Annotated in this window: 16 protein-coding genes; 10 read left to right on the top strand and 6 right to left on the bottom strand. The window is 53.2% G+C overall.

What is annotated here, in order from left to right; translation table 11 throughout:
* Positions 1-98 precede the first annotated feature (98 nt).
* The 8 genes from ampD (at position 99) to tdh (ending at position 11,193) form a co-directional block, all read left to right on the top strand.
* Positions 99-650 (top strand): 1,6-anhydro-N-acetylmuramyl-L-alanine amidase AmpD, encoded by a 552-nt coding sequence (gene ampD / locus Q399_RS0112105; RefSeq protein WP_031568798.1) that lies wholly within the window; start codon positions 99-101, stop codon positions 648-650.
* Positions 647-1,552 carry a regulatory signaling modulator protein AmpE gene (gene ampE / locus Q399_RS0112100; RefSeq protein ID WP_031568795.1) on the top strand — a complete coding sequence of 302 codons (906 nt, stop codon included), beginning with the start codon at positions 647-649 and terminating at the stop codon, positions 1,550-1,552. The genes ampD and ampE overlap by 4 nt, the downstream gene beginning before the upstream one ends.
* 309 nt (positions 1,553-1,861) lie before the next feature.
* Positions 1,862-2,623, top strand: a complete 762-nt coding sequence (gene pdhR, locus Q399_RS0112095; RefSeq protein WP_031568793.1) for a pyruvate dehydrogenase complex transcriptional repressor PdhR — start codon at positions 1,862-1,864, stop codon at positions 2,621-2,623.
* 65 nt (positions 2,624-2,688) lie between these two features.
* A complete protein-coding gene (aceE, locus tag Q399_RS0112090; RefSeq protein WP_031568791.1) occupies positions 2,689-5,355 on the top strand; it encodes a pyruvate dehydrogenase (acetyl-transferring), homodimeric type in 2,667 nt (888 codons plus the stop codon).
* An 11-nt stretch (positions 5,356-5,366) separates the two neighbouring features.
* Positions 5,367-7,004 (top strand): pyruvate dehydrogenase complex dihydrolipoyllysine-residue acetyltransferase, encoded by a 1,638-nt coding sequence (gene aceF / locus Q399_RS0112085; RefSeq protein WP_031568789.1) that lies wholly within the window; start codon positions 5,367-5,369, stop codon positions 7,002-7,004.
* A 219-nt stretch (positions 7,005-7,223) separates the two neighbouring features.
* Positions 7,224-8,636, top strand: coding sequence for a dihydrolipoyl dehydrogenase (lpdA, locus tag Q399_RS0112075; RefSeq protein ID WP_031568787.1), 1,413 nt, complete (start codon positions 7,224-7,226; stop codon positions 8,634-8,636).
* Positions 8,637-8,961: 325 nt separating this feature from the next.
* Complete coding sequence (locus Q399_RS0112065) at positions 8,962-10,158, top strand: glycine C-acetyltransferase (RefSeq protein WP_031568785.1); 1,197 nt, start codon at positions 8,962-8,964, stop codon at positions 10,156-10,158.
* 9 nt (positions 10,159-10,167) lie between these two features.
* A complete protein-coding gene (gene tdh, locus Q399_RS0112060; RefSeq protein WP_031568784.1) occupies positions 10,168-11,193 on the top strand; it encodes an L-threonine 3-dehydrogenase in 1,026 nt (341 codons plus the stop codon).
* 79 nt (positions 11,194-11,272) lie between these two features.
* On the opposite strand, the gene Q399_RS0112055 is transcribed toward tdh, so the two are convergent.
* Positions 11,273-12,010, bottom strand: coding sequence for an outer membrane protein OmpK (locus Q399_RS0112055; protein WP_031568782.1), 738 nt, complete (start codon positions 12,008-12,010; stop codon positions 11,273-11,275).
* A 106-nt stretch (positions 12,011-12,116) separates the two neighbouring features.
* On the opposite strand from Q399_RS0112055, the gene Q399_RS0112050 reads away from it, so the two are divergent.
* Complete coding sequence (locus tag Q399_RS0112050) at positions 12,117-12,884, top strand: substrate-binding periplasmic protein (protein ID WP_051685937.1); 768 nt, start codon at positions 12,117-12,119, stop codon at positions 12,882-12,884.
* A 13-nt stretch (positions 12,885-12,897) separates the two neighbouring features.
* On the opposite strand, the gene Q399_RS21580 is transcribed toward Q399_RS0112050, so the two are convergent.
* Entirely contained in the window at positions 12,898-14,940 is a 2,043-nt protein-coding gene (locus Q399_RS21580) for a tetratricopeptide repeat-containing diguanylate cyclase (protein WP_051685936.1), read from the bottom strand.
* A gap of 221 nt (positions 14,941-15,161) precedes the next feature.
* Between Q399_RS21580 and Q399_RS21575 the strand changes: the two genes are divergently transcribed.
* Positions 15,162-16,472, top strand: a complete 1,311-nt coding sequence (locus Q399_RS21575) for a YfiM family lipoprotein (protein ID WP_051685935.1) — start codon at positions 15,162-15,164, stop codon at positions 16,470-16,472.
* Positions 16,473-16,480: 8 nt separating this feature from the next.
* On the opposite strand, the gene Q399_RS0112035 is transcribed toward Q399_RS21575, so the two are convergent.
* The 4 genes from Q399_RS0112035 to Q399_RS0112020 all read right to left on the bottom strand — a co-directional run bounded on the left by Q399_RS0112035 (position 16,481) and on the right by Q399_RS0112020 (position 22,593).
* Positions 16,481-16,708 (bottom strand): DUF2789 family protein, encoded by a 228-nt coding sequence (locus tag Q399_RS0112035; RefSeq protein WP_031568774.1) that lies wholly within the window; start codon positions 16,706-16,708, stop codon positions 16,481-16,483.
* A gap of 85 nt (positions 16,709-16,793) precedes the next feature.
* Positions 16,794-17,522, bottom strand: coding sequence for a PepSY domain-containing protein (locus tag Q399_RS0112030; RefSeq protein ID WP_031568773.1), 729 nt, complete (start codon positions 17,520-17,522; stop codon positions 16,794-16,796).
* Between the two features lie 106 nt (positions 17,523-17,628).
* Entirely contained in the window at positions 17,629-19,128 is a 1,500-nt protein-coding gene (locus Q399_RS0112025) for a leucyl aminopeptidase (protein WP_031568770.1), read from the bottom strand.
* Between the two features lie 150 nt (positions 19,129-19,278).
* Positions 19,279-22,593: an NPCBM/NEW2 domain-containing protein gene (locus tag Q399_RS0112020; RefSeq protein ID WP_211253307.1), complete on the bottom strand. Its 3,315-nt coding sequence runs from the start codon at positions 22,591-22,593 to the stop codon at positions 19,279-19,281.
* Positions 22,594-22,629 lie beyond the last annotated feature (36 nt).

Here is a 22,629-nt window from a genome sequence, read left to right as displayed (position 1 = left end):
AGAGAATAATGCCACAGCATAACCAGTGAGGATTGGCTTTGCCAAGTGCGGCCCGAACCGAAGCGACAGACTTTTCTGCGCCATTGCCACCATTTAAAATGATTACCAGGCCTTGTACTCATTATGATGACAGGCCAGATCCGGCAGACATCAGTCTGCTGGTGATCCACAACATCAGTTTGCCACCTGCCACTTTTAATACACCTTATATTGATGACTTCTTTGGCGGCAGGCTCGATTGCAATGCGCATCCTTATTTCGCCCGTTTAGCCGGTGTGCGGGTGTCTGCGCATTGCGTGATCTTCCGTGACGGCCGCATCTGGCAATATGTGCCTTTTGCCAAACGCGCCTGGCACGCCGGCCTCAGTTTGTTTGACGGTCGGGATAAATGTAATGATTTTTCCATCGGCATTGAGCTTGAAGGCGCCGACGATGTGCCTTTTACTGCAGCACAATATCAGGCGTTGAGCCGCCTGTGTCACTGGTTGCTCAGCCAGTATCCGACACTTGCACCTGAACGGATCCTCGGTCACAGTGATATAGCCCCAGGCCGTAAAACTGACCCCGGTCCGGCGTTTAACTGGACTTATTTTCGGCAATTACTGGCTGAGCAACAGTCAGCACCACCAGCAGCAGGAGAGCCCGCATGACCTTGTTAACGATGTTGATTGCCTTAATTGTCGAGCGTCTGGCGGTGCGGGGCAGCGTGTGGCAGCTGACCACTTATTTGAGGCCATTCCTGCAGCGTGGCCAACACATGGCTTTACCCGGATTGCCGCAGACATACATGATGATGTTGTGGTGGTTATTACCGGCTCTGCTGGTGTCGCTGCTGATATACAGTGTGCAATTCTGGTTGTTGCAACTGGTGCTGAATACGCTGGTGTTGCTGCTTTGCATCGGTAGCTGGTCTTACCGGCAAACTTACAAACAATTTCTAAATGCGGCACAGCGCGACGATCAGGAAGCAGCTTTTTTATCGATGCAACAAATCCGTATCGCACAAGGCGCGCCGGAACTGAGTTATGGCCCGCAGCTGATTTGGCTGAACTTCCGTTATTACGCCGCGGTGTTGTTCTGGTATGCGCTGCTGGGCGCTTTTGGTGCTGTGGCTTATGCCTGTTTGCGTCAGCTGTCTGAGCCCGGACCTGCGGCTGAGACCATCACCGACGAAGTGGCAGGGCAAGCCGCTGCAGATAACCCGGCGCCTGAGCCAGCGCCTGCAGATGTGGTCGTTGATGAACAATGGCGGCGTTTTGCTGACGACCTGTTGCATTGGGCCGACTGGCTGCCGGTGCGGTTGTTTGGTTTGGGCCTTGCGCTGGTTGGCGATTTCAGCCGTACTTCTGCTGTGTTATTACAGCATGCCGGCGCGCTGCAGCTGAGTGCGCCGGATTTACTGGCCGAACTAAGCCTGGCTGCTGAGCCTGTTCCGGAAGATCTGCTGAATACGCCGGATGCCGCCGTCAGTGCTGTAGCACTTGCCAAACGTAATGTGCTGTTTTTCCTCGCCTTGATTGCCGTCTTAACGCTTAGCGGCTGGTTGAGCTAAGTCGTTGAACTGTGGGATTGGGGTCAAGACCTGACCTCAAGCCTGCATCCAATATAATCAATGGTCTGACCAATTCCGTTTTTTCTTGTCCCTTCGCTTTTTCTAGAGTTTTAGCTCTAACTATTCTGCGCAAAAATTCAACGCTGCAGCTTGCATCGATTTACAGTGCAGGCCTTTTCTGCTAATTTGATGCGCATTAAAGTAAAATGGTCTTACCAATTTACACGATGTGGAAGCTTTCACACCGACAAGAACAACAGCTCTGGACAGGAATGACAAACAGCGACGCTTTGCTACGCTGTTGAAGCCATGAAAAACGCACTCAAAATTAAACCGGCTAAATTGTCGGATCAAATTGTCGGACAGCTGGAGCAAATGTTGCTCGAGGGCAGTTTTGCGCCTGGCCAGAAATTACCGACCGAACGCGAACTGGCCGAACAATTTGAAGTGTCGCGGCCCTCGGTGCGCGAAGCGCTACAAAAACTCGAAGCCAAAGGGTTGGTCAGCCGTAAACAAGGTGGCGGCACTTTTGTTTGCGACACCTTAGTCGGTGGCCTCACAGATCCGTTATTTGAACTGATTGGCCGCCACCCTGAATCCCAATTTGATTTACTGGAATTTCGTCACGCCTTAGAAGGCATTTGCGCCTATTACGCGGCGCTGCGTGGTACAGCCAACGATTTCAGTCAGATTAAACAACGCTACGACGAGATTTGTCTGGCGCAGCAACAGCATGACATCAATGCCGAGGCCGCTGCGGTTGGACGTTTTTATTCAGCAGTGGCAGAAGCATCCCACAATGTGGTGCTTTTGCATCTGGTGCGCGGCTTAACGCCGCTGGTGGAGCAGAATATCCGGTTAAACCTGGAAATTCTGCAGCAGAAGGACGGCATTGTGGGCCAGCTGAATTCACATCGGCAACGGTTAATGGAAGCGGTGATCAATGGTGAGCCGGAACAAGCCCGGCAAGCCAGCAACAGCCATCTGGCCTTTATTGAAGAGGCTTTGCTGGAAGCCGACCGGGAACGCTCACGACTTGAACGCTCGCTGCGTCGTTCGCAACAGAACTGAAACAGCACAGCAGAACAATAACAGCAAGGTCCTGCGCGGCAGGACGGTTTGAAAGGAAAATTGATATGTCTGAAGTCAATAAGCTTGACGTCGACGTGCTCGAAACCCAGGAGTGGTTGGAAGCGCTGGAATCCGTAGTACGCACCGAAGGTGTCGAGCGGGCGCAATTCCTGCTCGAGCAGGTGCTGGAACAGGCGCGGCTGGAAGGGGTCGACATGCCAACCGGCGTCACCACCAACTATATCAACACTATTCCGCCGCAACAGGAACCGGCTTATCCGGGCGATGTGAATCTGGAAAAGAAAATCCGCTCCGTCATTCGCTGGAACGCCATCATGATCGTGCTGCGCGCCTCGAAAAAAGAGCTGGAATTAGGCGGCCATATGGCGTCTTACCAGTCTGCTGCCGCGTTTTACGAGACCTGTTTTAACCACTTCTTCCGTGCGCCGAACGAAAAAGACGGCGGCGATTTAGTCTATTACCAGGGCCATATTTCACCGGGTATTTACGCCCGTGCTTTTGTTGAAGGCCGTTTAACTGCGGACCAGCTGGACAACTTCCGTCAGGAAGTGGGTGGCGAAGGTTTATCGTCTTACCCGCACCCGAAACTGATGCCGGAATTCTGGCAGTTCCCGACTGTGTCGATGGGTTTAGGCCCGATTACTTCAATTTATCAAGCGCGATTCCTGAAGTATTTACACGGCCGTGGCCTGAAAGACACCAGCGCACAGCGCGTGTACGCTTTCCTCGGTGACGGTGAGATGGACGAGCCGGAAAGCCGTGGTTCGCTGTCTTTTGCGGCGCGGGAAAAACTGGATAACCTGTGTTTCCTGGTCAACTGTAACCTGCAGCGTTTAGATGGCCCGGTGATGGGCAACGGCAAAATCATCCAGGAACTGGAAGGTTTATTCCGTGGCGCCGGCTGGAACGTGATCAAAGTGGTATGGGGCAGCGGCTGGGACAAGCTGTTGGCCAAAGACACCACCGGCAAACTGCTGCAACTGATGAACGAAACCATCGACGGCGATTATCAGACTTATAAATCCAAAGACGGTGCTTATGTGCGTCAGCATTTCTTTGGCCGTTACCCGGAAACTGCGGCATTAGTGGCTGACATGACCGACGAAGAGATCTTCGCGTTAAAACGTGGTGGTCATGAACCTTCCAAACTCTACGCTGCATTTAAAGCGGCACAAGAGACCAAAGGTCGTCCGACCGTCATTCTGGCCAAAACCATCAAAGGGTATGGCATGGGTGAAGCCGCTGAAGGCAAAAACATCGCCCACCAGGTGAAGAAAATGGATATGACGCATGTGCTGCAAATCCGTAAGCGTCTGAATCTGGAAGAATACCTGTCTGAAGAAGACGTGCATAGCCTGCCATATCTGACGCTGCCGGAAGGCTCGCCTGAGCATCAGTACCTGCATGCGCGTCGTAAGGCGTTAAACGGCTACACGCCGGTACGTCTGCCGAATTTCACCAAGCCACTGACCCTGCCGGAATTGCCGGCGTTTGAAGGCTTGCTGGAAGAGCAAAAACGCGAAATTTCGACCACTATGGCATTCGTGCGTGGCCTGAACATTCTGTTAAAAGACCCGAATATCGGTCAGCAAATTGTGCCGATTATTGCCGACGAAGCCCGTACCTTTGGTATGGAGGGCTTATTTCGTCAAATCGGTATTTATAACCCGCACGGCCAGACGTACACGCCGGAAGACCGCGCCATTGTTTCTTACTATAAAGAAGAAACTTCAGGCCAGGTACTGCAGGAAGGTATCAACGAACTGGGCGCCATGGCATCCTGGGTGGCGGCGGCAACGTCGTACAGCACCAATGACCTGCCGATGATCCCGTTCTACATTTATTACTCCATGTTTGGCTTCCAGCGCGTCGGCGATATGGCCTGGCTGGCAGGTGACCAACAAGCGCGTGGTTTCCTGTTAGGCGCCACCGCCGGCCGCACCACATTAAACGGTGAAGGTTTACAGCATGAAGACGGTCACAGCCATATTCTGGCCGGTACAGTACCAAACTGTATCTCTTATGACCCGACTTACGCCTATGAACTGGCAGTGATCATGCAGGACGGTATCCGCCGCATGTATGGCCCGGCGCAGGAAAACGTCTACTACTACATCACTGTGATGAACGAAAACTATCATCACCCGGCCATGCCACAAGGCGCCGAAGAAGGCATCCGTCGCGGTATTTACAAGCTGGAAACGCTGACCGGTAACAAAGGCAAAGTGCAGTTATTAGGTTCAGGCACCATCCTGAACGAAGTGCGCCGCGCCGCTGAAATTCTGTCAGAAGAATATGGCATTGCTTCAGATGTCTACTCAGTGACCTCATTCAACGAACTGGCACGCGACGGTCAGGACTGTGAACGTCACAATATGCTGCATCCAAATGAAGCCGAGAAAGTGCCTTACATTGCACAAGTGATGGGCAAAGAGCCGGCGATTGCCGCTACCGACTACATCAAAAACTATGTCGACCAGGTCCGTGCTTTTGTGCCGGCAGTGTCGTACAAAGTGCTGGGCACTGACGGCTTTGGCCGCTCTGACAGCCGCGAAAATCTGCGCCGTCACTTTGAGGTGAACGCTGGTTACGTCGTACTGGCAGCGCTGCGTGAGCTGGCCAAACAAGGCACTATCGACAAACAACTGGTCGCCGATGCCATCGTGCGTTTTGGCATCGACACCAATAAGCCGAACCCACTGTTCGCATAAGAGGAATGGCAATGACAATCGAAATTTTTGTGCCGGATATCGGCGCGGATGAAGTGGAAGTCACCGAAATTCTGGTGAAAGTCGGCGACACTGTCAGTGTGGACCAGTCACTGCTGTCGGTCGAAGGCGATAAAGCCTCGATGGAAGTACCAGCTGCTCAGGCTGGCGTTGTGCAGGAAATTCGGGTGAAAGCCGGTGATAAAGTCAAAACCGGTTCGCTGATTATGGTCTTTGCCGGTGCCGGTTCTGCAGCCGCTGTGGCTCCGGCAGCTGCGCCAGCGCCTGCTGCGGCCCCTGTTGCTGCAGCGCCAGCTGCTACCACCGCGCCAGCGCTTACAGAAAGCAAAGACGTCAAAGTGCCGGATATCGGCGGTGACGCGGTGGAAGTCACTGAAGTATTGGTGAAAGTCGGTGACGTAGTTAAAGCTGAACAGTCGCTGTTATCGGTCGAAGGCGACAAGGCCGCGATGGAAGTACCAGCGCCATTTGCTGGTACTGTAACGGAAGTGAAAGTCAAAGTCGGCGACAAGGTTCAGACTGGTTCGCTAGTCTTTGTATTTTCGACCGGTGCGGCAGCGCCAGCAGCAGTTGCTGCAGCGCCAGCTCCGGTTGCAGCTCCGGCACCGGCCGCTGCACCAGTTGCTGCGGCACCTGCAGCTGCTCCTGCTGCAACCCCAGCCGTGGCCGTCAGCGACAGCGAAGTCACGCAAAGCTCAGCTTTTGCTCACGCTTCGCCGGTGGTACGCCGCTTAGCCCGTGAATTTGGCGTCGACCTGTCGAAAGTGGCAGGCACAGCGCGGAAAGGCCGGGTACAACGTGAAGACGTGCAGAATTATGTGAAAAACATTATTGCTCAGGTCACTGCCGGCAAAGGCAGTGTCACCAGCAGCGGCAACAGTGTTGGTTTTGACCTGATCCCATGGCCGAAAGTGGATTTCAGCAAATTTGGCGCTGTGGAAGAAAAACCACTGTCACGTATTCAGAAGCTGTCTGGTGCTAACTTACACCGCAACTGGGTGCGCATCCCGCATGTGACGCAGTTTGACGAAGCGGACATCACAGATCTGGAAGATTTCCGCAAAGAGCAAAACGCGCTGGCCGAGAAGAAAAAACTCGGTGTGAAATACACCCCGCTGGTGTTTATCATGAAAGCCGCGGCGAAGGCGCTGGAAGAATTCCCGACCTTTAACAGCTCGTTATCAGAAGACGGCGCGAGCCTGATCCTGAAGAAATATGTGCACTTAGGCATTGCGGTCGATACACCTAATGGCTTAGTGGTGCCGGTGGTGCGTGATGTCAACAAAAAAGGCATTATCGAGCTGTCGCGTGAGCTGCAGGAAATCTCGGTGAAAGCGCGCGAAGGCAAGCTGACGGCGGCGGATATGCAGGGTGGTTGTTTCACTATTTCCAGCCTCGGTGGCATCGGCGGTACTGCCTTTACGCCTATCGTGAACGCGCCGGAAGTGGCTATTCTCGGGGTGTCAAAATCTGACATTAAACCGAAATGGGATGGCAAAGCCTTCCAGCCGCGTCTGATGGTGCCACTGTCGGTGTCTTATGATCACCGCGTGATCGATGGTGCTTTAGCGGCGCGTTTCACTGCGACGCTGGCGTCATACTTGGCTGATATCCGTCAGATTATTATGTAAAAAGCAAAGCGGTAGCTTCGGCTGCCGCTGCTGTTGTTGCGGTGCAACAGCGCTGCCGGTGTTGAGATGTCTGATGTTGATGTGGCTGAAAAGTTACGGGACATCTTTCAGGCAGGGTGCTAAAATCCGCCAACTTTTACGCTGTGCCACCGGCGCTGCCGTGGCAACCTACGAGCCCGATGCAAGTAAAATTGCAAGCTAAAATAGCAAGGTAAAACAATGAGCAACGAAATCAAAACTCAGGTAGTAGTGCTGGGCGCTGGCCCTGGTGGTTATTCAGCTGCATTCCGCGCAGCAGATTTAGGTCTGGAAGTGACCCTGGTTGAAGCCCGCAGCACCCTCGGCGGTGTTTGCTTAAACGTTGGCTGTATCCCGTCTAAAGCCTTATTACACGTTGCCAAAGTCATTGATGACGCGAAAGAGATGGCATCTCACGGCGTTACTTTCGGTGCACCACAAATCGATTTAGATAAAATCCGAGCCTGGAAAGACAAAGTAGTAGGTCAGCTGACCAACGGTCTGTCTGGCATGGCCAAAATGCGTAAAGTCAAAGTCGTCAACGGCTACGGCAAATTCACCGGCCCAAACACTTTAGTGGTTGGTGATACCACTATCACTTTTGACAGCGCCATCATCGCTGCCGGTTCTGAGCCAGTTGCACTGCCATTTATTCCAAAAGATGACCCACGCGTCATCGATTCAACCGGCGCACTGGAACTCAAAGACATTCCTGGCGAAATGCTGGTATTAGGTGGCGGTATCATCGGCCTGGAAATGGGCACTGTGTACCGTGCTTTAGGCTCTAAAGTATCTGTGGTTGAATTCGCTGACCAGCTGGTTCCGGCAGCAGATGCGGACCTGGTTAAAGCCTACACCAAATACAACAAAGACAATTACACCCTGATGCTGTCAACCAAAGTGACTGCTGTTGAAGCCAAAGCTGACGGCCTGTACGTCACGTTTGAAGGCAAAAATGCCCCGGCTTCACCAGTGCGTTACGACAAAATCCTGGTGGCCGTGGGTCGTCGTCCAAACGGCAATCTGTTAGATGCAGCGAAAGCTGGCGTGAACGTCGATGAGCGTGGTTTCATCAACGTCGACAAACAGCTGCGCACCAACGTGCCACACATTTTCGCGATTGGCGACGTGATTGGTCAGCCAATGCTGGCACACAAAGCAGTGCATGAAGGCCATGTGGCTGCAGAAGTCATCTCTGGTATGAAACACTTCTTCGACCCACGTTGCATTCCTTCTGTGGCTTACACAGATCCGGAAATGGCCTGGGTGGGTATCACTGAAAAAGAAGCCAAAGAAAAAGGCATCGCGGTGGAAACTGCCACCTTCCCATGGGCTGCGTCTGGCCGTGCTATCGCCTCAGCCCGTACTGAAGGCTTCACCAAACTGATTTTCGACAAAGAATCACACCGTATCCTGGGTGGCGCTATTGTTGGTATCAACGCCGGTGAGATGCTGGGTGAAATTTGTTTAGCAGTTGAAATGGGCGCAGATGCTGAAGATATCGCACTGACTATCCACGCGCACCCAACACTGAACGAGTCTATTGGCCTTGCGGCTGAGATTTACGAAGGTTCAATTACTGACCTGCCAAATCCAAAAGCGAAAAAGAAATAAGCTCGGTGTGAACTGAACTTGACCGAACAAAGGCCGCAGCAGCGGCCTTTGTTGTTTCTGCCCGACCAATTCGTGCTTTGAGGCAAACAGTCCCTGCTGTGCACCGACCAGCCGCAAATACACTGCCATAGCTGAAGGTTTACGGTACAATCGGCAGCAAATTCTAATGAAGCAGCGATTTGTTGTTTATCGAAAATAAATAATGATTTCGAATGCTTTCGATAATAAGATATACCCAAATCTTTGCAGTTTGAGTCAGGCGGCCAAAACCGCCCTATCTGCAATGACGAAGGGTATAAATACCAATGTCCCAACAGGAGGCGTTATGCGCAATTCCGCGTTCCTCAGCCATATCCAACACCAAATCGATGACGTGAAAGCCGAAGGCCTGTACAAAGGTGAGCGGATCATCACGTCGCAGCAATTCTCTGATGTCACCGTCAACGGCGAGCAGGTGTTAAACTTCTGCGCCAACAATTACTTAGGCCTCGCTAATTCACCGGAACTGATTGCTGCGGCTCAGCAAGGCCTCGACAGCCACGGTTTTGGTGTCGCCTCAGTGCGTTTTATCTGCGGTACCCAGGATATTCACAAAACCTTAGAAGCGCGCATCAGTGCGTTTTTAGGCACTGAAGATACCATTTTGTATTCGAGCTGCTTTGACGCCAATGGTGGTTTGTTTGAAACCATTTTAGGCGCGGAAGATGCGGTGATCTCCGATGCGCTGAACCATGCGTCAATCATCGACGGCGTGCGCTTGTGTAAAGCCAAACGGTACCGCTACGCCAACAACGATATGGCGGAACTCGAAGCGCAGTTACAACAAGCCGATGCTGATGGCGCGCGCTTTAAGTTGATTGCCACCGACGGTGTGTTCTCGATGGACGGCGTCATTGCTGATCTCAAATCCATTTGTGATTTAGCCGACAAATACAATGCCTTAGTGATGGTCGATGACAGCCATGCCGTCGGTTTTGTTGGTAAAAACGGTCGCGGCACTCATGAATACTGCAACGTGTTAGACCGTGTAGATATCATCACAGGCACGCTCGGCAAAGCCTTAGGTGGCGCCTCCGGCGGTTACACTTCAGGCAAAAAAGAAATCATCGAGTGGCTACGACAGCGCTCACGGCCGTATCTGTTTTCGAACAGTCTGGCGCCATCTATTGTCACCGCGTCGATTAAAGTACTCGACATGCTAGCGCAAGGCGACGCGCTCAGAGCTAAACTCTGGGACAACGCGGCCTATTTCCGTGAACAGATGACCGCAGCAGGTTTCACGCTGGCTGGTAAAGACCATGCGATTATTCCGGTGATGCTGGGCGATGCCAAAGTTGCCGGTGAATTTGCCCGCCGTATGCTGGAGCAAGGCGTTTATGTAGTCGGCTTCTCGTTCCCGGTGGTGCCAAAAGGCCAGGCGCGTATTCGCACGCAAATTTCGGCGGCACACAGTAAAGCGCAGCTGGATAAAGCCATTGCCGCTTTTATCCGCACCGGTAAAGACATGGGCGTGATTTCTTAAGGTAACAACATGAAAGCATTAGCGAAATTAAAAGCAGAACCGGGCATTTGGCAAACCGAAGTGCCAATGCCGGAAGTCGGGCCAAACGACGTTTTAATCAAAATCAAAAAGACCGCCATTTGTGGCACTGACGTCCATATCTACAAGTGGGATGACTGGGCGCAAAAAACTATTCCACATGGCATGGTGGTTGGTCATGAATATGTTGGTGTGGTGGTGGGCATGGGCTCGGAAGTACGTGGTTTTGCCGTCGGCGATCGCGTGTCCGGCGAAGGACATTTAGTCTGTGGCCATTGCCGCAACTGTCGCGCAGGTCGGGTACATTTGTGCCGCAACACTATTGGTGTGGGCGTGAACCGTCAGGGTTCTTTTGCAGAATACCTGGTGATCCCGGCTTTTAACGCTTTTAAAATTCCGGACAGTATCCCGGATAACATCGCAGCGATTTTTGACCCGTTCGGTAATGCTGTGCACACCACGCTGTCGTTTGATTTGGTCGGTGAAGACGTGCTGATCACCGGCGCCGGCCCAATCGGCATCATGGCAGTGGCGGTGGCGCGCCATGTTGGCGCCCGCCATATTGTTATCACCGACGTCAATCCATTCCGGCTTGAGCTTGCCATGAAAATGGGCGCGACGCGCGCAGTGGACGTCAGCAAACAAAATTTGACGGATGTCATGGCCGAATTAGGCATGACGGAAGGGTTTGATGTTGGTTTAGAGATGTCCGGCGTGCCGTCGGCCTTCCGCTCTATGCTCGATACCATCAACCACGGAGGCAAGATTGCGATGCTGGGTATTCCGCCGTCTGATATGGCGGTTGACTGGAACAAAGTGATTTTTAAAGGCCTGGTGATTAAAGGCATTTACGGCCGCGAAATGTTCGAGACCTGGTACAAAATGGCCAGCCTGATTCAATCCGGTTTGGATTTAACGCCTATCGTCACCCACGAAATGCCGGTTGCTGAATTCCAACAAGGCTTTGACATTATGTGCTCTGGCCAGAGCGGCAAAGTGGTGCTGAACTGGGAATAATTCCCGTTCGAACCACATTTAAAACGCCGGGGCTCACCCGGCGTTTTTGTCTTGCTCACCAAACATCAGCAGCCCCTGGTTAAAAATGCCATTTCAGTAGCAGATTGACGTTGTTCTCGTGGCTTCGAAGCGTTGGGCTGTCACTGACCCCAAACTTATGCCGCCACCAGACATACTCCACACCGAGCCAGACCTGGCTCTTGCCCTGCCACAGTGAACTTGCCAGCCATTTGAACTGCGAGGTCCAGTTAAAATTGGCATGTTGATCGACGCTGCCACTGGCCCAGTCGATAAAACCGTCATACAAAAACGGTTGACCGCCAAGCTGAAAAGGCGCACCCCAGGCCAAAGTGGCTTGCCAGTTATCGGCGATGTGTTCGTTGTTACGCCGGTAAAAATTCAGCTGGGTAAACTTCATGCCGGGGACCGCCAAATCAAGCCCGACGCCGTAGAGCAAATTGGTGCGTTGGGACGACATTTCGATATGGCTTGCCAGTAAAACATCTTTAATCAAACCGCCGGGCTGAAGCTGCCAGCCGTTTTTCCAGAGGCTAAAGCGTGGCTGTAATTCTGCGTAGTTTGTGTGTTGGCCGTTGGCGGATTTCATATGGTCGAGGAAGAAAAAGCTGTCGCCCCAGCTGGTGGCGGCGGCATGTTCAATGGTCAGCACCTGACGGTTTGGGTCACCAAGCCGGTAATGACTGCCGTTTAAATAGGTGAGTCGAAAGTCTTGCCACAGCACGTCAGCGCGAAGAGGCAGCGCAAAAAAACTCAGCAGCAAGATCGCTGGGGCAGACAATAGCTGGTGTGTATTCATGAGGCGTTCCGTGACAACCTGATAGTTGCAGTATAGTCAGCACGGTTGTGCCTGCCATTTGCTCCGCTATGCTTCTGTTATCGCCGCTTTAAAAGTGAGGTCTGGCATGCGTCTGTGGCTGACAGGGCTTTGGTTATTGTCTGGCATCTGGGCTGGCGTGGCACGGGCAGATAAACCGCTGCAAGTATTGGTTGGCATGAACAAACCGCCTTATATTCAGGTGGATAGTTCGGATGGCTATGAAATTGAATTGCTGCGTGAAGTGGCCCGGGTGATGCAGTTGCCGGCAGAATTCACTTATGTACCGAACAAACGCATTTTCACATTGTTGCAGCAGGGTATTGGCGACATTGCCACGCTGCAAATAAAAGCCGAAGGCAATCCAAAAATTTTTTACAGTTGCCCTTATATCCGTTACCAGAATGTCGCCGTCACGCTGGCGGCGAATCAAATCAGCTTAAATGATGTGGCAGATCTGGCGCCTTTGTCTGTTCTGGCTTTTCAGAATGCGGTGCAGGTGTTGCCTGAAGCTTTTCAGCGCATTGCCCTGACATCTCCGAGCTACCGTGAAACTGTCGACCAGCGCACTCAGGTGGAGATGCTACAGAAACAGCGGGTGCAGGTGGTGGTGATGGATATGAACATCTTTTTTTATTACAACAGCAAAGCAGAGCAAAGCGCTCAGGTGCAAATCCATCCGTTGTTTGCGCCGACTTTTTATCGTGCCGCGTTTCGCAGTAAAGAGCTGGCCAGCGCCTTTAATCAGGCGTTGCAGCAGGTACAAAAGTCTTCGGCTTATACCTTGCTGCAGGAACGTTATTTTGGCAATGCAACAGCGGCTGCGCCGCCACCTTGTAACCCGAACGAGCTTTAGCTTTGTAACAGGTTTAACTTTGTGGCGGGCCCAGTACCAGGGTAATTTCCAGATGACCTTGTTCAATGGGTAAACTTAAGTCGGTTTCCAGCTGGGCTTTTAGTTCTTCATAAGGCCGGTGCAGCGCCACCAGACCATAACCGCGGTTACGGCCGTGCACTTTGCCCATATACAACGCCATATCAGCCAGTTTCAGCGCCTTTTCCCAGTTCAGCTGGGTTTCGTCAACACCGGCAAATGGCAAGGTCAGAAAACCGGCAGATGCCGTGACCGGAATGCTGCTGTTTTGATAAGGCACCGGGGTACTGCCGATGACCTGTAAGGCCCGGTTGGTGAAATTGGTCAGGGCGGTTTGATTCAGATTGCGCAGTACTATTAGAAACTCTTCGCCGCCCCAGCGCAGTACCATATCGCCCTGACGGGTGAGCTGTTTCAACCGCTGACCGATTTCGACTAACACAGCGTCACCGGCGGCGTGGCCATGATGGTCATTGATATGTTTGAAGTAATCGATATCGAGCAGGATAAAACCATCGGTAGCCGCGGTCGGTAACTGCCGGCGTTCGCCTTGTTCTGTACGTTTTTGCATAAATTCGTGCAAAGAGCGGCGATTCAACAAGCCGGTCAGCGGGTCGTGCAACGAGTTATAAGCCAGCTGGTCATTGGCCTGACGCAGTTGCAGGTTGGCATTGCGTACTTTGCGATACAGCAAATACAACAAAGCTGTGGCTAACAGCACCACCAGTCCGAACAATAGCATCACCCGTTGCTGCAGTTGTTTTTGCGCCAGTTCTGCCGTGTTGAGTTTGTTTTGTTGCTCCAGACTTTCAATTTGTTTGGCCTTTTCTTTGGCAGAAAAGGCTTCCTGTAGCGCGCTGATCTCCTGGTCGCGGTCAGTTTTAAAAATATTCTGGCTCAGCACATTGTATTCGCGCAGCAAACGGGCCTCGTCGGCATGGGCTTTGGCGATGCCATAGGCATCGGCCAGCTCGCCGACATAACTCAACAGCTCTGTGTCGGCCAGTTGCAGCTCGCGCGCTTTTGCCACCATAGCCGCCATTTGCGCCAGACCTTCCTGCTGTTTGCCCTGCAAGACCTGGATGTAACCCAAATTAAATTCTGCAGTCAGCACCATGGCGGAATAATTCAGCTGCTCAGCCAATTGTCTGGATTCGGTAAAGAGCTGCACTGCCTCGGCATACTGCCCCTGTTTTAATCTTAAATCGCCAAGATTATTCAATAATGTGGCAATCGACAGTTTGTTATTGAGCCTGCGCGCCCATTGCAACCCTTGCTGATTTGCCTGTTCTGCCGAGCTGTTTTGCTGCTGCGATGCATAGTTGACCCCCAGCTGCAGATACAAGTCAGGTAGCATAAAATTCAGCCCGGCGTCGCTTTGCGCTTGTTTGATCGCGGTTTGCAGCAATTCGTCGGCTTTTTGATATTGCGCAAGCACTGTATTCAGACCGGCAATGGCGCCCTGCAAGTAAATTCTGCGCACTGCTGTGCGCGGGTGGCTGGAATTTTCGATGGCATGAAAGGCCTGATAATACGCCTGCAGGGCATCTTCATAGCGGTCTTCTGATTGCAAGAAACTACCCAGCGTATTGGCGGCGTAGTAGCGCACCCGCTCCAGATTAGCGCCGGAGAGCGCTTCCTGCAGCTGAGAGACCAGTGCTCTGGCTTTGCCAGGTTGATTTTGTGCCAGATGTAACGCCAGTTGGTCGGTCAGCGCTTCAGTGCGAATATCCTCACTTTGGCTTTTTTCGGCAAGCTCCAGATTCAGATCGATATAGTGTTGCGCTTTGGCAAAATCGCGGTGTTCACGATAGTCACTGCCGAGATATGACCACAATCTGGCCCGGGCGATGGCAGGGGTGGAAGGAGTTAACTGTGCCTCTAAAGACCGGATAAAAGCGGATGCCTGCGCCGGTTGTTCGTTGGTCAGTTGCAGGTATTTGTCCAGTTCAGCGTCCAGTGGCTCAGCTATCGCAACAGAAAGCAGCTGGCTGCACAGAAATAAACAAATACCAAACAGTGATAACAATGGGTTCAAACGAACTCCTCAGCGATTTCTTTTAATAGTAGTAGTTCCGGGAACCGGCACTTCGCATCTGCGGCTTTGTTGGTATCTTAGCTAGAAAAAGCAGCAAAGCGGTAGTGCCAAGCTATTGTTTACGAAAAATTTAGTTACAAATTTTGCCCGGCCGGAAATCTTCGCCCAGTAGCAAATGCTTCTGGTAAGATGAAGCCCTTTACGCCTCAAGAGGTTTTTTGATGCAGGCCGTTCAGCATCTGTTTCGCCAGCTCCTGACTTTATTCGTGTTACTCAGCACAGTGGTGCTGTGTGTTGCCTGGCTATTGCTGGACAGTACGCCTGTATTAAACGAAACCGGTCAGTTAAATGCTGCGGCGGTGCGCAACAGTCAGCAGTTGCTGAATAATCTGAACCAGTCGATGCGGGACCCCGGTCAGCAGCTGGTGATCCAGACTAATGCTGATGAACTCAATGCGGCGTTTACCATCGCGAGCCGCAGTTTGCCCGGATTTCAGGGCAAAACTCAGATCAATGACAGTGGTTTAACTATCCTGATGACGATGCCTTTGCAGCTGTTTACCTGGCATTGGTATGTCAACGCACATTTACAGATTGAACCTTCCGTTGGTCCTTTGCAGTTGAAAAAAGTACAAATTGGCAGCCTGACGCTACCGGGCGGTATGGCGCTTGGTTTGTTAGGCTGGGTCGCCGATCAGGTGTGGGGGCCGGGACAAGGCGCTGAATTACTGGCAAAAGTTCGTTCTGTCACAGTGCAACAGGATGCGGTGAAGGTGGAGCTGAACAAATCTGCCGATTTCAGCTTCAGTGCTCTGAAGCATTCAGGGCTGAATTTATATAAACAATGGTTTCGCGATGAAAGCCAGAAAGAGCTGATTGAGCATTATTATGCGCTGGCGCTGCAACATAGCCAGCAGTCTGCGGCGTCACAAAGCCTGATTAGCTATTTGCAGCTATTGCTGCGTGAAGCAGATAAGCGCAGCGAGGCCAAACCTGAACTCGCCGTGCAGGAAAACCAGGCAGTGATCCTGGCGTTGGCGCAGTTGTTGGGGGGACGTAATCTGCAGCTGCTGGTCAATGAAGTTAAGGCCAATCCGCAGGGCAAAACCCCGCGGGTGACACTGGCACGCCGGCCTGATTTACAACAGCATTTTATCTATTCCGCAACTATCCATGTGCTGGGTAATCAACGGTTATCTTCAGCGGTCGGCGAGGCGAAAGAACTGCTCGATTCGTTAAAGGGCGGCAGTGGTTTCAGTTTTGTCGATTTGCTGGCGGACCGTGCCGGTATCCGCTTCGCCCGGCTGGCGGTGGCGACACCGGAGTCGGCGCGGGCATTGCAGCAGTTTTTTGCTGCGGCAGAGCGCACCGAACAAGAACTGTTCCCGAGTAAAAGCCGGCTGCCAGAAGGTTTACCGCAGGAAATGTTCGAGCAGCAATATCAGTCGATCGATTCGGCCGTTTATCAACAAATGGTGGCAGAAATCGACCGACGTTTAAACGCCTTACCGCTGTATCAGCTGGGGCGCTGACCTTCAAGTCAGCGCATCAGGCCGTTCAGCTGGTCCAGCGCGTCTGACCACTCTGCATCCTGCTGATAGGCATCTTTGAGAAAGCTGGCCTGCGCCGGCGTCCAGAACTCCGCCTGATACAGATACTGGCCCTCGTTGAGGCGATAATGCCGGGCAAAGCGTTCAATGCTGGCATCATCGCTGGGCAGCCCCAACTGGTCAAACAGGGTATACAGATTGTGTTTGCTGGTATCCATGTCGCACCCCACTGTCTTTGGTTGAAAAATGTACAGATAACTTCTGACAGTATAGAGGTCTATCGGTTCCTGCGCTGCGGACGGGTTAAGTGGTGGGCAAGCCGGGGCGACGAAGCCGTGCCAGCCGAAATCCAAGTAGCACAAAACCCCCCAGGGTAAACCCCAGCGCACTGCCGGCGCTGATGATCAGGAGCGGATGATTAAAGTCACTGCGATCCTGGTAATCCATGATGTGCAGCATCCAGAAGAAATCGTACAGACGCCAGGTATCTGTTCTCACCCGCAATAATTGTCCGGTGATCGGGTGGAAATAAAATGCGGTTTGTTCAGCGTCGGCAAATTGCACCTGCCACAATGGCGCTGTTAATCCACGCACTTCAGCAGGCGTTTGCGTTAACCATTCGGCGCTGCGTAATGCCCCAGTGCCTTTGTAGCGTTGCTGTGCCAAGATCTGCACTTCATTGGCAGCCAAAGGCTGCAAAATCTGACCAGACGAGGCGCTGATAAACAGCTGTTGGTCATCTTGTTGTAACTGATATACCGGCTCAGTGCCGCGTTGGCTGAGACTTAACTGCGCTTGTCGGAATTGCGCCGGCGCTTGCGCTACGGCAGCGGCCGGCGTGACCAGCGCTTCGCTCCAGCGCGCCGCCGGCGCCGGGGATTGCAAATGTTCGCCACGCACTTGCTCAATTTCAAACCAGCTCATCACTACACCACTGGCAAACCAGGCGACCAGTTGTAAAGACAGCACCAGACCCAGATAGAAATGCAGCTGACGCCAGAAACGCTCGCGGCGCAGATTTGGAAAGGCCATAGCTAAGTCTCAGATTTTAATTAGAAAACACTTTAGCAGTGGCGTCAGAATAAAAAAGCCCCCTGCGACAATAAGTCGCAGGGGGCTTTCAGGTAAACGCTTCGATTTATGGCTGTTGCAGCGACCACTGGGTTAACAGACGAACACCAAAACCGGTGGCACCAGTGGGATGCACGCCTTTGTCGCTGCTGGCGAGCGCATTGCCGGCGATATCCAGATGGGCCCAGGGCGTGTCACCGGCGAATTGTTTCAGGAACCAGGCAGCGGTCGAGGCGCCGGTGGTTTTGCCGGTGTTGCGTAAATCCGCAATGTCACTTTTCAGTTCGCCGGCAAATTCATCGCTGAGCGGTAAACGCCACAGCGGCTCGCCACTCTGTTTCGCGGCTTGTAACAAAGCGCCGGTCAAGGCTTCATCTTCACTGAAAAGCCCGGCGTAGTAACTGCCCAGCGCGCCGACTTTACTGCCGGTTAAAGTGGCAATGTCCACCATGGCGCGCGGTTGGTATTCTTTGCGGGCGTACCACATCGCATCGGCCATCACCAAACGGCCTTCGGCGTCTGTCGAGGTGATTTGCACTGTCAGGCCCTGCGCGGTTTTTAATACATCACCGGGTAAATACGCGTTGGAGGAAATCATGTTTTCCGCCATCGCCATCAGGCCGACCACATTCACTTTGGCTTTTTGCAGCGCCAGCGCTTTGATAGTACCAAGCACAGCTGCCGCACCCGCCATGTCGCTGGTCATCCGCACTATGGATTCGCCATCAGTTTTCAGGTTGTAACCGCCGGTATCAAAGGTGATGCCTTTACCGACGATCGCCAGCGGCGCTTTATTATCGCCCTGCCACTGTGCGATCACGAGGCGTGGCGGGCGCTCACTGCCGCGACCGACAGCCGCCAAAGCACCCATGCCGAGCTTGTCGATGGCTTTTTCATCCAGTACCGTGACTTTGACACCGAGCTTTTGTAGCGCCAAAGCAGCTTCAGCGAAGCTTTGTGGTGTTAAATCAGCGGCCGGTAGATTGGTCAGATCACGCGCCAGATAGACGCCCTCGGCCACGGCTTGTAGCTGCTGATGCTGTTGCTCAGCATTTTTGACATCTGCCACTACCACATTCACCGCAACTTTGCGTGGCGCTTCTGCTTTGGATTTCAGCTGGTCAAAGCGATAGGCCCGCAGCTCCAGGCCATGGATCAGCTGTGGCATCGCGGCCAGATAACGGCCATCAATGGTGACCTGCTGCGCACTGCTTTTATCCAGCGCTACCGCTAAATCGCCGCCATAAGCGGCCAGCTTGTCATCGGCGATCACCGGCTTATCACCCAGGCCCAATAGCAATACCCGTTGATAACCCGCGACCTGATAAAGCTGGCTGATGGTACCCGCTTTGCCGGTAAAACCGGCGGCAGCTATTTGCTGTTTTAGCTGTGGGTCGGTGAGCAGGCTGTGCTTGCCGTCTTTGACATCGTTGCTGCGCAGTGGCAGCACCAGCGTATCCTGTGGGGCCGGCAGGGCGTTCAGGTACTGATATTGTGGATCTATGGCGGCCTGAGTCAGGCCGCTGATGCTCAAAGCCAACAAGGCAAATGAATAACGTAAGCGCATAAATGCTCCCAGAGTGATAAAAGCTCATTGATACGTCAGAACCTTGCATTGGTGCAGCGGAATGCGGCTGATGGCCGGATCATGTCGATGAGTTGTGATACTGTTACAAAAAAGCCGGCGCTATGGCCGGCTTGCTTTCCTATTTGCTCATTACAACTTGCTATTTTTCGCCGGGTATCCCAGCACTGAGGCATTGGCCCAGTTGGCACAAACACCTGCCTTGCCGCCGGTAGTCCGCAGGCTTAACAGGCGGATGCCGCGGATATCAAGCTCCGGTTTCACCACCGCCGGCGCTTGGACCAGGCCTGAGTCGTACAGTAGCTTATCGTCGCCATAAATCTGGAACTGCACACCGCCTTTATCGCGGCAGCTGTCGTCAATACCGACATCGGCACGTAGCAACCGCCATTGGCCGGTCAGCTGATAATCAATCCGGCTTTGCGCCGCCACGCCAAGGCCTTTACGGAATTTCAGCCCATTCATCGACATCACAGCGCCATCATTAGCTTTGTTGCCGCCGTTGCTTTGATTCAGCTCGACCGGTCCGCTTGCGTTATCGCTTCGCAGCGGTTTTTGCTCTGCCAAAAACAGCTGGACCGGCTCCGTTTCAGGTTCCGGTTGTTGCAGCACACGGAACTCAGAAATCGCAATCGGGCTCACCACTTTTGGCAATAAAGCGTTATAGGCTTTGGCGCTGCCTTGGGCCGCAGCTGTTACCATTGGGTCTGCCTCTGCTTGATCTTGTGTGCTTAAGATCCGGAAGCGGAATAAACTGCCGGGGCGAGCTTCAAACTCGACCTTTTGTTTTTGCTGCAGTTTTTGCAAACGGCCGCGCGCGACCGGCTCACCCCATTCGCCATTGTTCTCGCCCAGATAAACCTCATAATCGGCGACCTGACCATATTGCCAATGCTGGTCGTTGCGCGGTGCGATTTCAAAGCCATTCACCATGCGTCGCTCGCCGAGTGCCAGCGTAAATTCATGGGCACCGGTTTTCAGCGACTGGTCGCGTTTGGTGCGAAACCAGGTACCGGGTTTGCCGTCAAAAGCGTTTTCCAGCACATGACCGGATTCTTCCGCCGGCCGGTTCAGCACCAGAATGCTATCGGCGGCGATTTCATTGCCAAGATCCGGTGCTTTGGCATAACCGGCGGTGGCGGCAAGGCTTTGCCCGCCATTGATTTGCACGGTGAAACTAAGCGCCTGACGGATATCGGTTTTGGCGGTTTTAACATGCACCACACCGTATTTTTCAATGCTGAAATACCAGCCGGCACTGGCCTTGGCAAAAGCGGTGGCGTCCGGCAGGGTCGGCAGCGGCTTGCCGTTCAGCTGCACCGCATCGGGTTTGACCCGACTGTGTAGTTGCAGCTGATACACCCGTGCTGGTTCCTGGCCCTGATACTGGCCGCTGACCGGCGCGATCTCGACCTGAATGTCACCGGCTTTGCCGCTGGCAAAAGATGGCGCTTTGACACTGAATTGCTGGGTACTGAACGCCCCTTGCTGATACTGTCGCGTGTTGCCGTCATCCTCGTACAGGCTTAATGCGCTGTCGCCATGAGGGTAGATATCCAGCGTCAGCACATCTTTGGGTTTTTCACCGTCATACAACATGGCGTCATACATCGGGATAATGGCGCCGGCGCGGACAAACAGCGGGATGGTTTTTAAATCGACCTGATAATCCAGCAGCTGGCCGGCTGCAGACGCATCAACGACGCGGCCATCCCAATAATCTATCCATTGGCCTTGCGGTAAAAACACGTTTTTGCGCCAGCCCTGACTGGCGGTTTGTGAGCGATACACCGGCGCCACCAGTAAATCGCGGCCGAGTAAAAACTGATATTTATGCGCTTCGGTTAAGGCTTTGGGCGTCTGCGGATAATCCCACATCAGGCCGCGCACTATCGGCGCGCCGGTTTGTTCCGTCTCATGTGCCAGTGTGTACATATAAGGTGTCAGGCGCATTTTCAGTTTCAGGTAATCGCGGTTAATGCTGCGGTAGGGCTCGTCATACCACCAGGGGTGCTTGCGCGCCGCTTTCGACCAGCCGGACATGCCCATTAACACGGGCGTAAAGGCCTTCCATTGTAAATCGCGGGTATAAGTCTCAGGGCTGCCACCAAAAATCGCATCGACATCGCCGGTGGCATAGGCCTGACCGGACAAGCCTGAGCCAATCAGTGTTGGAATATGCCAGCGGATATAGTCCCAGCTGGCCGACTGGTCGCCGGTCCAGGTCACGGCGTAGCGTTGCATGCCTGCCCAGCCCATCACTGTCCATAAAAATGGCCGGGAGTCGGAGTTATCTAAAATGCCATCTGCCGCGGCTTTATTGGCATCTAAAGCAAACTGATAACCCTGGCCGGTCCAGGCCACGTCAAGTTTTTGTGCTCGGCTGCCGGCAGTGCCGACTTCCCAGGCGATTTTATCGACGCCGTTTTCGGTCCAAAGCCCGGTTCTGAAACCGTATTTAGCGAGGCCTTTGACTACTTTGGGTAAATCGGTGTAACCACAGCCGTAGCCGTCGTTGGGGAGAATCCAGCCGCCCGGCATGTCGTGTTCGCGGTATTTTTTGGCAACGGTTTCAATCACATCCGGTGTAGTGCCGGTTGGGCCGTCAGTCCAGCCATCCGGTACTGTGCCGGGTTTTTTCCCGTTGTCGCCGTCGTTGTAACAATCGGCGTCGCCATATTCAAAGGCCCAGCGCGGGATCAGCCTGGCGCGGCCAGTCAGTTCGGTGTAGTCCGCTAAGACGTCCTGAATCGAACCGCCCGCAAAGAAATAAACATCAAAACGGCCTTCCTGATGCGATAAATTCAGGTATTCAGCCGAGCGGAAGTCGTAGCTGCCATTGGCCCAGGTATTTCTGAGCACGCCATAACCCTTACTCGATAAATAAAACGGTGCCGGGCTTGGTCGGTCGCCTTCTTCCCAGCCGCCGGAATAGGAAATCTCCATACTTTTGCCTTTAAATTCAAAGGCACCATTTTGCTGACCACCGCCGTAAAAGCGCTCGTCCGGCGTGGTACTTAAGGTCTGCACGCTTTGCGCACTGCCTTTGCTGTCATTCAGTTCAAGCGGCTGCAGCTCTTGCACTATCAGCGTCTGGTTGTCGGCTTTATACAGGGCAAAAGTCAGTGGTGTTTTGTAGATCCGAAGCGCCATTGCTTCGGTGCTGACCAGCTGATAATCGCCCATATCTTTAAGCTGATAAGGCACAGGCGCATAGTCGGTTTTGATCACAATAGGCGCAGCTTTGCTGCCTTCGTCGCTCAGCGTGCCGTTCAGGCCGGCTCGGATGCGCAGTAAATCGGGTTTTAACAGCTGGACTGTCACGGCGACTTTGGCGTCGGTGGAGATTTGGATCATCCCGGCTTGCTGTTGCAGCGCACTTAGATTGCCGACCGGCGCCGCGTGGACGGTGTGGCTGAGTGGTACCGACAGCAGCAAAACAGACACAGAAACAGCCAGCGGGCGTTTAGGGAACTTTCTATC

This window comes from Rheinheimera texasensis DSM 17496, assembly GCF_000711985.1.
In the GTDB taxonomy this organism is placed as follows: Bacteria; Pseudomonadota; Gammaproteobacteria; order Enterobacterales; family Alteromonadaceae; genus Pararheinheimera; species Pararheinheimera texasensis.
This window is presented reverse-complemented; position numbering and strand designations above follow the sequence as displayed.

Coding starts and splice junctions, on each gene's coding strand:
- lpdA (WP_031568787.1), top strand. CDS start 7,224: ATGAGCAACGAAATCAAAACTCAGGTAGTAGTGCTGGGCGCTGGCCCT.
- Q399_RS21575 (WP_051685935.1), top strand. CDS start 15,162: ATGCAGGCCGTTCAGCATCTGTTTCGCCAGCTCCTGACTTTATTCGTG.
- ampD (WP_031568798.1), top strand. CDS start 99: ATGATTACCAGGCCTTGTACTCATTATGATGACAGGCCAGATCCGGCA.
- Q399_RS0112035 (WP_031568774.1), bottom strand. CDS start 16,708: ATGGATACCAGCAAACACAATCTGTATACCCTGTTTGACCAGTTGGGG.
- Q399_RS0112055 (WP_031568782.1), bottom strand. CDS start 12,010: ATGAATACACACCAGCTATTGTCTGCCCCAGCGATCTTGCTGCTGAGT.
- Q399_RS0112030 (WP_031568773.1), bottom strand. CDS start 17,522: ATGGCCTTTCCAAATCTGCGCCGCGAGCGTTTCTGGCGTCAGCTGCAT.
- aceF (WP_031568789.1), top strand. CDS start 5,367: ATGACAATCGAAATTTTTGTGCCGGATATCGGCGCGGATGAAGTGGAA.
- tdh (WP_031568784.1), top strand. CDS start 10,168: ATGAAAGCATTAGCGAAATTAAAAGCAGAACCGGGCATTTGGCAAACC.
- aceE (WP_031568791.1), top strand. CDS start 2,689: ATGTCTGAAGTCAATAAGCTTGACGTCGACGTGCTCGAAACCCAGGAG.
- Q399_RS0112065 (WP_031568785.1), top strand. CDS start 8,962: ATGCGCAATTCCGCGTTCCTCAGCCATATCCAACACCAAATCGATGAC.
- Q399_RS0112050 (WP_051685937.1), top strand. CDS start 12,117: ATGCGTCTGTGGCTGACAGGGCTTTGGTTATTGTCTGGCATCTGGGCT.
- ampE (WP_031568795.1), top strand. CDS start 647: ATGACCTTGTTAACGATGTTGATTGCCTTAATTGTCGAGCGTCTGGCG.
- pdhR (WP_031568793.1), top strand. CDS start 1,862: ATGAAAAACGCACTCAAAATTAAACCGGCTAAATTGTCGGATCAAATT.
- Q399_RS0112025 (WP_031568770.1), bottom strand. CDS start 19,128: ATGCGCTTACGTTATTCATTTGCCTTGTTGGCTTTGAGCATCAGCGGC.